Origin of the sequence: Caballeronia humi (assembly GCF_001544475.1) — a bacterium.
GTDB lineage: Bacteria > Pseudomonadota > Gammaproteobacteria > Burkholderiales > Burkholderiaceae > Caballeronia > Caballeronia humi.
Genome location: NZ_FCNW02000005.1, coordinates 36,120 through 51,980 on the forward strand (window position 1 = coordinate 36,120; position 15,861 = coordinate 51,980).

General features: G+C 67.1%; 12 protein-coding genes. 2 read left to right on the top strand and 10 right to left on the bottom strand.

Annotated features, from left to right (window positions below):
• Positions 1-3: 3 nt before the first annotated feature.
• The 10 genes from AWB65_RS07780 to AWB65_RS07825 all read right to left on the bottom strand — a co-directional run bounded on the left by AWB65_RS07780 (position 4) and on the right by AWB65_RS07825 (position 13,257).
• The gene (locus tag AWB65_RS07780; protein ID WP_087666607.1) at positions 4-2,226 is read right to left on the bottom strand and encodes a CHASE2 domain-containing protein; all 2,223 of its coding nucleotides are present in this window, start codon (positions 2,224-2,226) and stop codon (positions 4-6) included.
• 15 nt (positions 2,227-2,241) lie between these two features.
• Complete coding sequence (locus tag AWB65_RS07785) at positions 2,242-4,443, bottom strand: SulP family inorganic anion transporter (RefSeq protein ID WP_087666608.1); 2,202 nt, start codon at positions 4,441-4,443, stop codon at positions 2,242-2,244.
• A gap of 19 nt (positions 4,444-4,462) precedes the next feature.
• Positions 4,463-5,107, bottom strand: a complete 645-nt coding sequence (locus AWB65_RS07790; protein WP_235007544.1) for a FecR family protein — start codon at positions 5,105-5,107, stop codon at positions 4,463-4,465.
• 16 nt (positions 5,108-5,123) lie between these two features.
• Complete coding sequence (locus AWB65_RS07795) at positions 5,124-6,803, bottom strand: ShlB/FhaC/HecB family hemolysin secretion/activation protein (RefSeq protein ID WP_235007545.1); 1,680 nt, start codon at positions 6,801-6,803, stop codon at positions 5,124-5,126.
• A gap of 50 nt (positions 6,804-6,853) precedes the next feature.
• Positions 6,854-9,184 (bottom strand): two-partner secretion domain-containing protein, encoded by a 2,331-nt coding sequence (locus tag AWB65_RS07800; protein WP_087666609.1) that lies wholly within the window; start codon positions 9,182-9,184, stop codon positions 6,854-6,856.
• 182 nt (positions 9,185-9,366) lie between these two features.
• Positions 9,367-10,143 carry a histidine utilization transcriptional repressor HutC gene (gene hutC / locus AWB65_RS07805; RefSeq protein ID WP_087666610.1) on the bottom strand — a complete coding sequence of 259 codons (777 nt, stop codon included), beginning with the start codon at positions 10,141-10,143 and terminating at the stop codon, positions 9,367-9,369.
• A 50-nt stretch (positions 10,144-10,193) separates the two neighbouring features.
• Positions 10,194-11,054: an amino acid ABC transporter ATP-binding protein gene (locus AWB65_RS07810; RefSeq protein WP_374729737.1), complete on the bottom strand. Its 861-nt coding sequence runs from the start codon at positions 11,052-11,054 to the stop codon at positions 10,194-10,196.
• A 27-nt stretch (positions 11,055-11,081) separates the two neighbouring features.
• Entirely contained in the window at positions 11,082-11,744 is a 663-nt protein-coding gene (locus AWB65_RS07815) for an amino acid ABC transporter permease (RefSeq protein WP_087666612.1), read from the bottom strand.
• 9 nt (positions 11,745-11,753) lie between these two features.
• On the bottom strand, positions 11,754-12,404 hold the full coding sequence (locus AWB65_RS07820) for an amino acid ABC transporter permease (protein WP_087666613.1): 651 nt from the start codon (positions 12,402-12,404) through the stop codon (positions 11,754-11,756).
• 25 nt (positions 12,405-12,429) lie between these two features.
• Entirely contained in the window at positions 12,430-13,257 is an 828-nt protein-coding gene (locus AWB65_RS07825) for a transporter substrate-binding domain-containing protein (RefSeq protein ID WP_087666614.1), read from the bottom strand.
• Positions 13,258-13,483: 226 nt separating this feature from the next.
• Here AWB65_RS07825 and AWB65_RS07830 point away from each other — a divergent pair, with 226 nt between their 5' ends.
• Together AWB65_RS07830 and AWB65_RS07835 are read left to right on the top strand one after the other, a co-directional pair.
• Entirely contained in the window at positions 13,484-14,473 is a 990-nt protein-coding gene (locus tag AWB65_RS07830) for an isopenicillin N synthase family dioxygenase (RefSeq protein WP_087666615.1), read from the top strand.
• Complete coding sequence (locus AWB65_RS07835) at positions 14,470-15,861, top strand: FAD-binding oxidoreductase (protein ID WP_087666616.1); 1,392 nt, start codon at positions 14,470-14,472, stop codon at positions 15,859-15,861. Before AWB65_RS07830 ends, AWB65_RS07835 begins: the two co-directional genes overlap by 4 nt.

Consider the following 15,861-nt stretch of genomic DNA (forward strand, 5'->3'; position numbering starts at 1 on the left):
AGCTCACTTCGTATCGAACGTATGGACGCCGTCCCAGTCGTCGGGGAGCGGCGTGGCTTGCAGCAGCGCGATGCGTTCGCGATACACCATGAAAAGCCCACAGCCCGGATGCCGCTCGACCAGCGCCGCGAGCTTCGCGGACGCCGCCGCCCACTGCCGCGCGCGATAGTGCGCGAGCGTCGCGTGCCATTGTTTGAGGTCGTCGTGCTCGGCGGGATCGGCGCTGTCCCACGCGGCGCGCGTCATGAGCGGCTCGAACACGGCGACGGGTGTCGCGCGCCCGAGCACCCGCACGCGATCGATCTCGCGATACACGACTTCCTCCGTACGCGCGCGCGTCGCTTCGCCGACCAGAATCTCCACGCGATAGTGTCGCGTCAGCCCTTCGAGCCGCGCCGCGAGATTCACGGCATCGCCCATGACGGTGTACGCCTTGCGCACCGACGATCCCATGTCGCCGACCGTCATCGGCCCTGTATTCACGCCGATGCCCGCCCAGAGCGTCGGCCAGCCGCGCGCGGCGAACGCGCGGTTCAGGTCGACGAGTACCGCGCGCATGCGCAGCGCCGCCGACACCGCGCGCCGCGCGTGATCGCGGTCCTCGACCGGCGCGCCCCAGAAGCCCATGATCGCGTCGCCGATGTATTTGTCGAGCGTGCCGCGCTCGTCGCGCATCACGGCCGTCATCGTGCCGAGATACTCGTTCATCAACTCGGCGAGCGCTTCCGGTTCGAGCGTCTCGGCGATGGCGGTGAAGCCGAGCACGTCGGAGAAGAGCACGGTCAGTTCGGCGCGGCGCCCGGCCATGCTGTAGCTCTCCGGATGCCGGCTCATCTCCTCGACGAGTTCGGGCGGCACATACTGGCCGAAGAGGCGCGTGATGTGTCGCCGCGTGCGTGATTCGACAAAAAACGCATACGACATGTTCAGCACGAACAGCGCGCCGATCGCGAGCAGCAGCGCGGCGACCGGCTGTGACCACGCGCCATGGCGCCAGAGCGCGAGATCGCCCGCGATCACGGCGCCCGTCAGCAGGATCGTGAGCAGCGTCGCGCGGGCGGGGACGCGCCACGGCCAGGCGAAGATCATCGCGAGGCCCGCGACGGCGAGCACGAGCGCCTGCAGCACGCCCGCCGATGCGGGCTCGGAGCGGATCGAGCCGTCGAGCATGCCGGCGATCAGGTTCGCATGGACCTCGACGCCCGGAAACACTTCGCCGACCGGTGTCGTGCGCTGATCGACGAGGCCCGGCGCCGTCGTGCCGAGCAGCACGATCTTGCCGCGCAGCGCGCCCGCAGCGATGCGGCCCGCCAATACGTCCGCGACCGAATAGTATGGAAAGCTGCCCTGCCTGCCCCGATACGGCACGAGCGCGGCGCCGTTCGCATCGACGGGGATCGCGAGCGTGCCGCGCGGCGTGCGCAGCGTGAGCGCGGAGAGCGTGGAGCTGGCGTCGGCGGGGGCATCGAAGGCGAGGGAGAGCGGCGCGCTGCCCAGGAGCACGCGCACGACCGCCAGCGACAGCGCCTCGTACACCGCGCCGCGATATTCGGTCACGAGCGGCACGCGTCGCACCGAGCCGTCGAAGTCGATCACCGGGTTGAAGAAGCCACCACGACGCGCGGCTTTTTGCAGCGACGGCAGGTTGCCTCCATAGCTGCTCCAGTCGAAGAGCGTCATCGGATGCGGGTCGAAGGCGCGCGCGGGCAGTACCGGCGGTGGAATCGCGCCGCTCGTCTGCGCCTGATTCGCGAAGTAATAGCCGAGCACGACGGGCCGGCCTTCGAGCGCATCGGCGAAGCGGCGGTCGTAGTCGAGTTGCGCGGCGAGGCCCGGCAGCGTGCGCTGGAACTGCGGGTCGTCGCGAAGATCGCCGTTTGCGAGGCGATTGAGCGCCGCGAGTCCCGAACTCGCGTCCGGCTCGGCGAAGACGATGTCGAACGCAAGCAGCGCGATGCCCTCGCGCGTAAAAAGCGTATCGGCGAGCGTTGTCATGCGCGCGCGGTCCCACGGCCAGCGGCCGAGCTCCGCGAGACTCTTTTCGTCGATATCGAGGATCGCGATGCGGCTGTCCACCGTGCGCGGCATCGTGAGCTGCACCTTGGTGTCGTAGATCAGCGCGTCGAGCGTATCGATGAAGCGCACGTCGTAGCGATTCAGCACGTGCCCGAGCAGCGCGAACACGATCGCGAGGCTGGCGGCATAGCGCAATGCGTGCAGTTTCAAATGGGCCTCACGCCTTTAGTGCGACGTCCGCAACTGTTCATTCGCGACCGCGAGCCGCGCCGCCAGCATCCGCACGACGAACTCGTGAAAGCGCGACGCGAGCGCCGGGTCTTCTGCTTCCAGGCGCCGGAGCGTCGGCAGCGCGAGGCGCAGGACCACGGCCGGCGTCTCGGCGATCACGTCGGCGCTGCGCTTTGCGCCGGTGTACACCGCCATCTCCCCGACGATCGTGCCCGCGCCGAAACTGCGCAGGCGCATCGTCTTGCCGTCGTCGAGCGCGAGCGCCACGCATACGCGCCCCGATTCGACGAAATATACCGAATCGCCCGGATCGGCCTGACGGAACAGGAACTCGCCGGCCGCGAGCAGCACCGTGTCGAGGTGCGGCCGCAACGCGCGCAGGCTCTCGGGCAAGCGCGACTCGCCGGGATCGGGCGAACGTTGCGCGGCGGCGCGGCTGCTAGCGAGCAGTTCGTCCTCGATCCATTCGAGGCCTCGGTCCAGATCGTCGAATTCATGTACGGCGGCCACCAGCGTCCCGCCTTTGCGGAACCACGCCTGCAACGGCGTCGACAATCCGGTCAGCACCAGTTCCACGCCCGCGCGCAGACACGCCTGGCGCAGCCGCACGAAGCTCGCCGTGCTGGATGCATCGACGCCGTGCACGCGGCCGAAATCCACCAGCACGAAGCGCACGCCGCCATCCGCCGTCGCGCGCGAGCTTTCGATCCGCGCGCGCATGTGCGCGAGGATCGAGTGCGACGTGCCGAAGAACAGAAATCCCTGCAGCGCGATGCCATAGAGCCGCGCGGCCTCGCGATCGAGCAGGCGGTTCTCGTCGACGGTGCGCTCCACGTTCGAGCGGCGAGCGCGCCCGTTGAACTCCGCGCGAATGCAGTTGATGCGGCCATAGCGCACGACGAACAGCAGGCACGCGGCCACGACGCCCAGCACGACGCCCGCGACGATGCCATGCGTCGCGATGATCAGCATCATCGCGGGGATCAGCAGGTAGTCGTGCCACGGAAGGCGCCGGAAGGAATAGAAGAGCCATTCGGCGAGCATCGCGCCGCCGAGATAGATTTGCAGCCCGACTACGACAGGCTTCGGGAAGAGCGCGATCAGGTCTGGCAGCGCGCCGATCACGAGGAGGCAGATCAGCGCGCCGAACACACCCGCGCGGCGCCCCCGGACGCCCACGCGCCAGTTCATCAGCGTGCGGCTCGTCGACTGGCATCCCGCGGTGCCGCCGAGCGCGCCCGTCAGCACGTTCGACAACCCGGCGCTGCGCAGTTCGCGATTGAAGTCGATATCGTGCGACGTGCTGACGCCGACGCTCGTCGTGTTGAGCAGCACGGTCATCGCCGTGACGGCCGCGACCGCGACGATCTCCGCCGCGTGCGAGACGAGCGGCGCGAGCCAGGCATCGCGCAGCAGCACGACCGGCAGGCGTAGATCGCGGATCGGCTCGGGTTGGAAGAGCAGGCCCGCATGGCGCGCGCTGTCGAGCGATTGCCCGGTCGCGAAAAGCCCCGCATAGAACACGACGACCCCCGCGAGAATTACGAGCGGCACGAGCGCCACGCGCCGCGTGAGCTTCGCGCCGATCAGCAACCCCGCGCCGACCAGAAGTGCGGGCGCGGCATCGAGCCACGACAGATTTGCGAGCAGGGGCAGGGCGCGCAACGTGAGCGGCGCGCCAGTCATTACCCGAAACGCGCCTTCGAGGATCAGAAAACCCGTGCCCGCGAGAAAGCCGCCGACGACCGGAAACGGGATGTACTGGATCGCGTTGCCGCGCTTCCAGTGGGCGAGGGCGTAGAGCAGAGCGCCCGTCGTGAGCGAGGCCGTCGCGAGCAGGATCAGCACGGTCGCGAGCGCCGCCTGATTGCTGCCGCCGCCCGCGCGCACGTTCATCGCGACGGCGGACGCGATGCCCGCGAGCAGTGCCGCCGCGTTTGAATCCGGGCCGCCGATCATGAACGGCACCGAACTCGTCAGCGAGATCACCAGTCCCACCACCACGCAACTGACGAGCACCGCCGGCATGCCGGCCGCGAGCCACGGCGCGAGGCTCGCGCTGAAGATCATCGCGCCGTAGCCGATCGCGTAGGAGAGCGCGAGCACGGCGGCGAGCGTGCCGGCGAGAGCATCGAGCGCCAGCGCCGACGCCTGCGCAGTCCGGCTGGCGCGAGTCGAGTCGTGGACGGCGGTCACGCGCGATGCCTCCGGGCGGTCAACGGCACGCCGCCGATGGCACGACCGGCGTCACGCGGCCCGCGGGCAGCACCCGGAACGGCGCGATCGGGCTCAACACGATCACCCCTTCGCCCGCGCGCACGACGCGTTTTTCGTGTTCGTTGGTGACGATGATCTCGCCCGCGAACACGACGATCTGATCGCCCTGGCACGCGGTGTCGTCGCCGCAATCGGTCACGGAGTACTCGGTGCCACGGATGCCGATCGTCGAGGTCGGTGTCTTCAGCTTGTAGTTCTGCCCCTTGCCCTCGCTCGCGACGAGCCCGTCGAGCATGCGCAAGCCGCCTTTCACGAGCGAAAGGAAGCTGCGGCTTTGCGAGGCATCGGCGGCGGCGTAGTTGAAGTCGTCGACGCGGAAGATCGTGCCCGGCTTCAGGTAGACGCGCTGATGATCGGTGAAGATCATCACGATCTCCGACCCCGCCGCGGTCTCGACGGTGTCGCCGTTCTCGACCGCGCCGCCGACCGCCGCAAGCCGCTTCGCCCCGCCCGCTGATTCGATCGCGACGCTGCCGACCAGCGCCGTGACCGTCGCGACCGGGCCGGCCGCGCCAGCGGGCGCGCTCGTGAAGAGGAGGAGCACGAGGCAGAGGCAGGAAGCAATCGCACGGAACGGGTTCACGATTTTCGCGGATCGGTTAGAACGACTTCGCCAGCGTGAGCCAGAAGCGGTTCGCGTGGCCGGTGCCGAGCGTCGAGGGCACGTAGCCGAGCGTGTGCGCGTACGACATCATCAGCAGGTAGTTGCCCGGCGCTACGAGCGAGGCGCCGATGCCCCCTCCCGAGAGCCGCAAGTGGTTCGTCCCCGGCACGAACGGATGCGCGGCGAGCTTGCCGTCGCCGGTATCGAGGAAGCCGAACAGCGTGAAAAGCCCCGGCACGAACGACTGCCGGATCGACTGCCGCAGTTCCAGCGTGGCGACGTAGCCTTCGTCGAGCGCGCCGTCGCCGGTGGCGTAGGCGCGCACGGCGTACGGTCCGCCGAGCGACATTTGCTCCGACGAATCCAGGTTGCGCGACGTGAACTGGCCGTTGAGCGCGACGTAGACCTGTGTCGCGTCGGTCAGTGCCTGCGTGTGCGTGAACGAGTACACGAACTTCGTGAACGCGCCGACGGTCTGCGCGGCCTCCTGCGCGGCGACTTGCTGCGGCTGGGGATCGGAGAGGCGCAGATTGCCTTGCTGCACGGTCGTGTCGAACGTGGTGATGCTGCTCGCGAGCGTCAGGTTGCCCGAGAAACCCAGGCGGCCGACGTCGCTGTTCTTGTCGTCGGCGGTGCCGAAGGCGCCGAGGTCGTCGGCGAGCAGCTTGTGGTCGATGCCGAGCGTGGCGTAGACGTTGGCGTTCACCGAACGCAGCAGCGGATAGCTCAGGTAGGTCGAGACGACGTTTGCGCTGCCGTGCGCATCGAGCGCGCTGAAATCGCCGCCGACGACGTACGTCGAGCGCGTGTACGCGACGCTCCACGCGAGGCCGCTGCCGCCGAGCGGCAAGGTGTAGCCGATGTTTCCGTAGGTCTGTCCGGTGATCGAGGTGAGCGCGCGCACGCCGAGCTGGTCGCCGAGTCCGAGCGGGTTGTTCCACAGCATCGTGCCGATGACGCGCGCCGAGCCCGTCGACGTCTCGCCGAAGTTGTCGACCTGCACGGTGCCCGAGAGCGGGCGCGCGGCCGGCACCTGCAAGGTCAGGTCGGACGTGCCGGGCGCTGCACCCGGCGAAACCGTCGCGCTGGCGCCGGTCGTACCGCTCACGTCCTGCATCAGAAGCGTCGCGCGAGCGAGCTTGTTTTCGTCGATCACGTCGCCGAGGCGCTCGGGCGTGGCGAAGCGCTTGAGCACCGAATCGCGCGTGCGCGACTGGTTCGCGAGTTCGACCGTGCCGTAACGCCCCTCGCTGATCGCGATCCGCACGAGGCCGTTGTCGATCTGCTGCGGCGGCACGTAGGCGCGCGCGACCAGGTAGCCGTGCGCTCGGTAGTAAGCGTTGATGCGCGCGGCGGCGGCATTCAGGTCGTCGAGCGAGCGGGCGGGGCCGGTGTCGTCGGTCAGCAGCGCGAGCAGGTCGGGCGTCGCGATCGCCGTGTTGCCGCTCAGCTCGAACCGGCTGACGGCAAAGCGAATCCCGCCCGATGACGGCACCGGCGTCGCGGCGGGCGGGGGCGCCACCTGCAGCCGGAAGTCCGATGGCGGTGGCGCGGGCGCCGGCTGTTGCTGCTGCTCGCGAAGCGTGCTGCCAGCGTTCGGGACGATCTGCGGGACCTGCGCATGCGCGCCGTGGGCACCGATCGCGAGCGCGATCGCCGTCCACCGTATGCGCACGGCATGGCGCTTTCCGGCGCCATCCGAGCGCTTCCGACGATGACGACGCATCACATCCGGCATACGTTGCCGGGCCACGCATCGTCGGGCAGGCGGCTGCCGTCGCTCGCGGGGTCGCTCGTCGTCTGGACGACCGGCGTCGCGGGCCTCGCCAGGCCGGTGGGGAGCGCAAGCGCCGTGCGACCGGAATCGTCTGCTGTTTCGGCGGCGACGGTTTGCACCGCGTTGATGACGGCGGGCGCGGTCAGCACGGCCGGCGCGGTCGCGATCGGTGTTGCAGGCACTTCGGGTGCCTCGGGCGAAATCGGCGGGACGGGTGGAACGGGTGGAACGGGTGGAACAGTTGGGACAGGCGGCACGGGTTGCGCCGTCCCCGCGACGCGCAGCGTGCCGCCCGACGTGACGACGCGATACCCCGCGGGCAAGGCAGACCCCGGCGTCACGGTGATCGTATAGATGCCGGGCGCCGCGTCCGGCCCCGTGCCGGCGCTCGTCACGGTGAACGTGAACGGCTCGTGCGTCGTGGGGCTGTCGGTAAATGCGTTGCCGTAGGTTGCGCCCGTATAGCGCAGGCTCAACGACACGTCCTGGGGCCCGAGCACGCGCGTCATGCCGACGGTCTTCGCGATGTCCGGACTCACGGTCAGTTCGGCCTGTTGCTGCACCGCGAAAACGAAGCGGTTGCCGCTCGCCGCAGCCGGCACGCCGCTCCCGCTCGACGGCGCCACGCCCCACAACGCGAGGTTACCGCTTTGCAGGCCGCCGAAGGTGTCGGCGTCGGGGTTGCTCGAAAAGACGAGCCAGCGTCCATTTGGCGTCGAAATCGCGTTCGGGCCGATGAGGTTGACGAAGCCCGCGTCGGCCACGAGCGTCACCGCGGTGCCCGTCGCCGTGCTGACGATCGGCGGGTCTAGCGTAATCGTCGGCGCGTGCAAGGTGACCGGGCCGGAAGCCGTGATGCCCGAAACGGTCCCGACCGCACCCACCGTGAGCGGCACGCTGTCGACGAGCGTGACCGACCCCGCGTTCGCTGCGACGATACCAATGCGGTTCGATGCATTGTCGAGGCGATACTGGCCCCGGCTGCCGTCGAGCGCGACGCCTGCCGCCGCGATCGGGGCGGTCTGCGTCACCGTCGAACGGGTGCCGAACAGCACGACGCCGCCAGGCGCGCTGACCGGCGCGTTCACGCGGATGCCGTCGCCCGCGATAAGCACGAGCGCGTTCGACGTGTTCCACGTGACGGCATCGTTGATCGAGATCGTGCCGGGGTTGATTGCGGCCGGATCGGCCGAGCCGATCGCGACGTTCGTCGTGCCAAGCGCGCGCGAAAGCGCGGCGCCGGTGACGTCGGCGCGGCCTTGGCCGTTGCCGACGTTGACATCGCGCGCGGCGATCAGCCAGACGCCGGTCGTGCCCTGCGGCGCCGCCGTCGAGAGAACCGCGTCGGGTGCGATTTTCACGCGCGAACCCGATGTTTCGATGATGCCGCCGTCGCCGCCGTTCGGCGCCGATGCATCGAGCACGCCGCCGACGAGCGCCGTGCCGCAATCCGCGACGAGCCGGATCACGCCGTTCTGGCTGACCGCGCTGTGCGCGACGATCACGCCGCTGTTGTTGACGACGCCCGCGAGCAGCGCGTCCCGGCCCTTCGCGGCGAGCAGCGCTTGCCCGCCGTCCGCTTCGATCAGGCCGCGATTGGACGCGAGCGCATCGAGCACGCCCTGCTCGACGGAGAGCCCGACCATCTGATGATCGCCGAGCGTCACCGTGACGCGGCTTCCGGCTGCGATTGCCGCGTAGCCGCCGGGCGTTCTGATCGAGCCGTCGTTGACGGCGCGCCGTCCGATCAGCGCGACGTATCCGCCCGGCGCGGCGGCGATCGCGCCCTGGTTGACGACGGCGCCGCCGTCGCCGTCCTTGTGGAACGCGTAGCGCCCGTGCAGGAAATCGCGGTTCGAGATCTGAAGCGTCGACGCGATCAACCCGCCGACATTGACCGTTGATCCCGCGCCGAACAGCACGCCGCGCGGATTGACGATGAACACCTGCCCGTTGGCGTCGAGCCGGCCGAGCAGCGCGGACGGATTCTGTCCGGTGACGCGATTCAAGGCGATCGACTGCGCGCCCGGCTGGTTGAACGTAATCGATTCGTTGGGACGCGTGTCAAACGAATTCCAGTTGATCACGAGCCGGCTGGAGTTCTGCTGCACTGCCGTATTCGACCCGCTCGCCGAAATCGATGCGGAACCGGCGACGACTTGCCCCCCGCCCGGCGCGGCGATCGCGCATGTGCTGGAAGCGCAGAGAGCGGTGATCAAGGCCAGGCGTACCCGGCCGATGCCGCGCGGCGCGCGGCATGCAGCGACTGTGCCCGTCATGGTTCGGATCCCGTGACAGTTCGTTCTATTGTTGCGGGGTTGCTTGATGCGTCATGCGCGGCGAACGCGGAGGCGTGACGACGCAGCGAATCCATTGATCAGTGTAGTGAACCAGCGACCGCTTTTAAATGCGTTTTCTGTAAATGCGTGCGGTGCGATTCGTCTGCGGATTGCCGCGTACTTCAGCTTTGATAGCGAGAATCGTCGGGTTTGAAGCGGCATCCCAGCCGGTAGCGCGACCCGGGATGCACGAAACGCGCGAACGTCACCGCGACGCTGCCCGTCCATGTGCGGCGCACGAGCGTGAGGCAGGGCTCGTGCGGCGCGATTTCGAGCAGATCGGCTTCGGAGCGCGTAGGCAGGCACGCATCGACGACGTGCTCGATTTCGTGCGCGGGCACCGTCGCCGAGAGATATTCCGAAGGCCGCACCGACCTGAAATCCTGGTCGAGAAACGCCGGCGCGACGGCCGGATTCACATAGCGATCCTCCAGACGGACCGGCACGCCGTTCTCGCGATGCACGCAGATCAGATGAAACACCGATGAACTCGGCGGCAGGCTCAGCGCATTCGATACCGCGGGCGGCGCGCTCTCGCGCTGCACGAGAAGTGTCTCGTAGGTGTATTCATGGCCGCGCGCGCGAATCTCGTCGCCGATGTGCGCGATCATCAGAAGCGTTGACTGCGGCTTCGCCTCGGCGACGAACGTGCCGACGCCCGACAGGCGCGTGATCCAGCCTTCGCCCGTCAGTTCGCGCAGCGCGCGGTTGATCGTCATGCGCGAGACACCGAGCGATTCGACGAGACTCAACTCCGACGGAATGCGATCGCCCGGCTGCCACGTGCCCGCTTCGATCTTGCCGCGGATGTAGGTCTTGACCTGCGCATAGCGCGCGAGCGGGGCTTCAGGTTCGGTAAGAGAGGCTTCCGGAGGTGGTGCGTGCATCGTTCCCGACATGGCGCCTTCTCCTCAGTCAAGCGTTGCACGCACGATGCGCGTCATCTTGCTCACAGCGGCGTCCCTTCGCTGCCGCGCGTCCAGAACGCGTTGCGGTCGAAGTAGTTCTGCAGGAACTGGCGCAGGCGTGGATGCTCCGCGTCGTGAAAGACTTCGCGCGGACGGCCCTGCACGGCGATGCGTCCCTGATCGATGAACATGACCTTGTCGGCGACTTGCGCGGCGAAGCCCATCTCGTGCGTGACGACGGCCATCGTCATGCCGTCGCGCGCGAGCTGCTTCATCACCTGCAGCACCTCGCCGACGAGTTCGGGATCAAGCGCGGACGTCGGCTCGTCGAAGAGCATGATGTGCGGCTCCATCGCGAGCGCGCGTGCAATCGCGACGCGCTGTTGCTGCCCGCCCGAGAGCTTCGCGGGATACGCATCGCCCTTGTGGGCAAGGCCGACGGTGTCGAGCATTGCGTTGGCGCGCTGCTTCGCCTGCGCGCGTGACAAGCGGCGCACGCGCAGGAGCGCTTCCATTACGTTTTCGAGCGCGGTCATGTGTGGCCACAGATTGAACTGCTGGAACACCATGCCGATGTTGCGCCGCACGCGATTGATCTCGCCCTGCGACGCGCGCACGCGCCGGCCATTGCGCTCGCCATAGCCGAGCAGTTCCCCTTCGATGCGCACTTCGCCTTCGTCGTAGGTTTCGAGCGCGGCGAGGCAGCGCAGGAGCGTGCTCTTGCCCGACCCCGACGGACCGATGATACATACGACTTCCGAACGCCCGATGTCGAGATCGACGCCGCGCAGCACTTCCACTTCACCGAAGCGCTTGCCGAGGTTGCGCACTTCGATCAGCGGCGCGGGAGGCGGCACTTCGAACACGGCGGGCTCGGAAGTGGAGGCGGGGAGATCGATCATGACGGTCATCGGTATCTATCCATCAAATCAGGCCATGAAGCGCGTGAGCCGCGCCTCGGCCCAGAGGCCCGCGCGCGACGCGAGTTCGACGAGCAGCAGATAGCAGACGCATAGCGCGAGCAGCGTTTCGACGAAGGCGAACGTCGCCGAACCGATGCCCGTCATCACGAACGTGAGCTCGGGAACGGTCACGATGGAGAGCACCGCCGTCTCCTTGCTGAGCACGATGATCAGGTTGACGAGCGCGGGCACGATCAGCACGAACATCTGCGGAATCTGGATGCGCACGACGGCCTGCCAGCGCGACATGCCAAGACATGACGCCGCTTCCAGATGCCCCGGCGGCACCGATCGAAAGCCCGAACGGAACGCTTCGGCGAAATACGCGCTGCCATAGAGGCCGAGGCCGAGCACGCCCGCTGTCAACGGTTCGAGCGTGATGCCGAACGACGGCCCGCCGTAGTACAGCAAAAAGAGCTGCACGAGAAACGGCGTGCCGCGAAAGAGTTCGATGTATGCGCGCAGCAGGCCGCGTACCCATCGGCCGCATACGAGTTGAAGGAGCGCAATGACGAAACCGATCGCGAGCCCGAGCACGACGCCCGCGATCCAGGTGCCGAGCGTCGTCGCGAGTCCGGCGCCGATCGCGGGCAGATTGTGCGTGATGACGGACGGATCGAATTGCTGCATGACGTGGCCTCAGGCGTGCTGCAACCGGACTTCGGCGGCATGCGCGACGAGCGAGAGCGCGCCGCAGATCACGAAGTAGATGATGCCCGCGGCGACATACGCTTCGAGCGGCCGATAGGTGCTCGCGGCGATGTTCTGAGCGGTGCGCGTGATCTCCGCGATGCCGACCACCGAGATCAGCGACGACGCCTTGATGAGCAGCACCATCTCGTTGACGAGCGATGGCAGCGTCAGCTTGAACGCTTGCGGGACGAGGACGCGGCGCAGGGTATCGAAGGGCGCGAGGCCGAGCATGCGCGCCGCTTCGATTTGTCCCGGCGCGATGCTGAGGAACCCGCCGCGCAAGATTTCCGCGATGTACGACGCGGAGCAAAGCGACACCGCGCTGATCGCCGCGACGAGCGGCGGCACGTTGATGCCCGCGAACGGCAGCAGGTAATAGACGAGCAGCAGTTGCACGAGCATCGGCACGCCGCGAAAGAAGAACACGTACGCGCCGCCCGCCATGCGCCACGCGCGATGCGGCGAGAGCCGCGCCGAGCACACGCCGATCGCCACGAAGAAGCCGATCACGAGCCCGGCGAGCGAGATGCCGATCGTCGCGACCGCCGCCTGCAACAGCAGCGGAATGCCTTGCAGGAAGACGGTCGCGCTGAACATAAGTGCTTTTAGCCTGCCGTTTGAATCAGTAGTTCGGCGCGGGCAGCGTCGCGGGGACTTCCATCGCTACGCCGAACCATTTCTTCTGCAGCGTCGCGAGGCGGCCGTCTTTGCTGAGTTTAAGGAGCGCGTTGTTGAAGGCATCAGCGAGCGGCTTGCTGTCCGCGTCCTTGCGCAGGCAGTACGCGAAATACACTTTCGCGCCGAACGGCGGCTGCACGACGGCGAACGTCTCGGGCCGCTGCTTCGCGACGTACGCGATGTTGGTCATCGAATTGGCGACCGCGACGATGCGGCCCGCCGCGAGATCCGCGTAGGCCTGGTTGTTGTCGACGTATTCGCGGATTTCCGGCGGTTTCGGCAAGGTGGCCGCGTAGGTCTTGAGTTGATCGAGCTGCGCGGAGCCCTTGCCGCCGCCGACCGTCTTGCCCGCTACATCGGACGATTGCTTGAGGCTGGAATCGTTGGCGCGCTTGAGGAAGGCGTCGGTGGCATCGGCGACGGGGAGCGTGTAGGTGTAGCGCTCCATGCGCGCCTTCGTGACCGTGATCGGGCCGCCGACCATGTCGAACTTGCCGGCTTCGAGACCGGGCAGCACGCTCGGCCACGGCAGGTCGATGAAGCGCACCTTTACGCCCATCTCCTTGCCGATTTCGGCGAAGAGGTCCTTGTTGAAGCCCGCTTGCTGGCCGTTCTCGAGGAAGTCGAACGGGGCGAACTGCATCTCCGTGCCGACTACTAGTTCGCCCGCTTTCTTGACCTTCGCGAGTTGATCTTCGGCGTGGGCGCACACGCTCGCGGCGCACAGTGCCAGCATCAGCACACCACTTTTCCAGCCTGCAAGGATTTTCATCAGTGAGTCTCCGGAGGTGCCAAGCGGGTTTTTTTCGTCGAATCGTGTGAGGTTGCGAGGCAGTATATACCGCGAAATTTCAGCGGCCAAAAAGAAAAAACGGGTGGGAAACCCTTAGGTGAAGCGCTGTTTTTTTGCGCTGCACCGCAACTTGCACCCCACGATTTGGCGGTATATACAACCGGTGACGCGCCCTGTATCTCTGTCATTCACGAGGACCCCGCCGATGCCGTCCCCCGCAACCATCCCTCTCATCGATTTCGCCGGCGTCCGCACAGGCGACCCTGCCGCGCTCGAACGCGTAGGCCGCGAGATTCGCGAAGCCTGCAGCAGGATCGGCTTCTTCTACATCGTGAATCACGGCGTGCCGCAAGCCGTGATCGATGCAGCCGAAGCAGCCGCCCGCAAGTTCTTCGCGTTCCCTGTCGATACCAAACGGCGCGCAGCGGTCAATCACCGGCATCGCGGCTTCAACTCGCTCGGCGACGCGACGATGTATCAGGCGAAGCGCCCCGACTATAAGGAGTTCTTCAGCATCGGCCTCGAACTGCCGGAGGACGATCCCGATGTGCAAGCGGGCCAGGCGTTGCGCGGCCCGAACAATTGGCCGGACTTCATGCCCGAACTGCAGCCCGCGCTCTACGGCTATTACGAAGCCATCGGCGAATGTGGCAGCCATCTGCTGCGCGCGGTCGCGAAGAGTCTCGGCATCGACGAGGATTTTTTCGCGTCGCGCTACACGAAGCGCATGCAGCGCACGCAAATGGTCTATTACCCGCCGCAGCCGCCGCAATCCGATGCCGATCAGTTCGGCGTCGCCCCGCATACCGACTACGGCTGCATCACGCTGCTGTGGCAGGACCAGGTCGGCGGCCTGCAAGTGCGCGAGATCGCGAATGACACGTGGATCGACGCGCCGCCGATTCCCGGCAGCTTCGTCGTGAACGTCGGCGATTTGCTCGCGCGCTGGACCAACGATCGCTTTCGGTCGACGCTGCATCGCGTGATCAATTCGTCGGGCCGCGAGCGCTATTCGATCGCGACGTTCTACGATCCGACTTACGGTGCAACCGTCGATCCGGCCGATCTCGGTACGCCAGCCGCCGATGTGCATCACGCGCCGGTCGCGGCGGGCGACTACATCCTCGGGCGCATCAACGATTCGATGGGTTATCGGAAGAAACGCGCGGCCGAGCAGCAAGGATCGGCGGCATGAGCGCGCCTTTGCAAGCGACGATTGCTGCGCTGCGCGAAGCATTGGGCGACGATCGCGTTCGCGTCGGCGACGAGATCGGCGAGCGCTCGATGACCGACTGGACCCGCCACGCGCCCGCGCGCGCGGCCGCGCTTCTCGTGCCGCGCTCGACGCAGGAAGTCTCGCGCGCGCTCGCGATCTGCCACGAGGCGCATCAGCCCGTCGTTCCGCAAGGCGGCATGACGGGGCTCGCGGGCGGCGCGATTGCAAGCGCGACGGACATCGCGCTCTCGCTGGAAAAGCTCGCGGGCATCGAGGAAATCGACACGGCCTCGGCCACGATGACCGTGCTCGCCGGCACCACGCTGCAGGCCGCGCAGGAAGCAGCCGAAGCGGCGGGCTTCGAACTCGCGCTCGATCTCGGCGCGCGCGGCTCGTGCCAGATCGGCGGCAATCTCGCGACGAATGCGGGCGGCAATCGCGTGATCCAGTCGGGCACGGCGCGAGAACAAGTGCTTGGAATCGAAGCGGTGCTCGCGAACGGCGCTGTGCTCAGTTCGATGAACAAGATGATCAAGAACAACACGGGCTACGACCTGAAGCAGCTTTTCATCGGCTCGGAGGGCACGCTCGGCGTCATCACGCGCGCGGTGTTGCGCTTGCATCCGCCGCGCGCTTCTCGGCATACGGCGCTCGTCGCGGTCGATGGATACGACGCCGCCGTCGCGCTGCTGCGCAAGCTCTCGGCGCGCTTCGGCAACGACATCGGCGCTTTCGAAATCATGTGGCCGGACTTCTTCGACTTCGGCGTGTCGCTCACGCCATCGGCGCGTTCGCCGTTCGAGGCGGAGCATCCGCTCTACGCGCTGATCGAGCACGCGGGCTTCGATGCAAGCGACACGGGCGAGCGCTTCGCAACTTTCCTCGCCGATGCATTCGATGCAAACGCTGTGCGAGACGCGATCGTCGCGCAGTCGGTGAGCGATGCGCGCGCGCTATGGCGCATCCGCGAATGCACGGCCGAGTTTCCGGCGCGGCTCGATCCAGTCAATTTCGACGTGAGCCTGCCGATCGGATCGATAGGGCGCTTCGTCGATGAGTGCCGCGCCGCGCTCGATGCGCGCTGGCCGTCGAACCGCACGTACTACTTCGGCCACATCGGCGATTCGAATCTGCACGTCACCGTCGATGGACACTCGGTGCCCCGCGTCTCGCATCACGACGTTTATGCGTTCGTGTACGACCTTATCGTGCCGTATCACGGATCGGTGTCGGCGGAGCATGGCATCGGCTTGCTCAAGCGCGAGTTCCTGCCGCTCTCGCGCTCGCCCGAAGAAATCGCCGCGATGACCGCGATCAAGCGCGCGCTCGATCCGCACGGCATCCTCAATCCAGGCAAGCTGATCTGA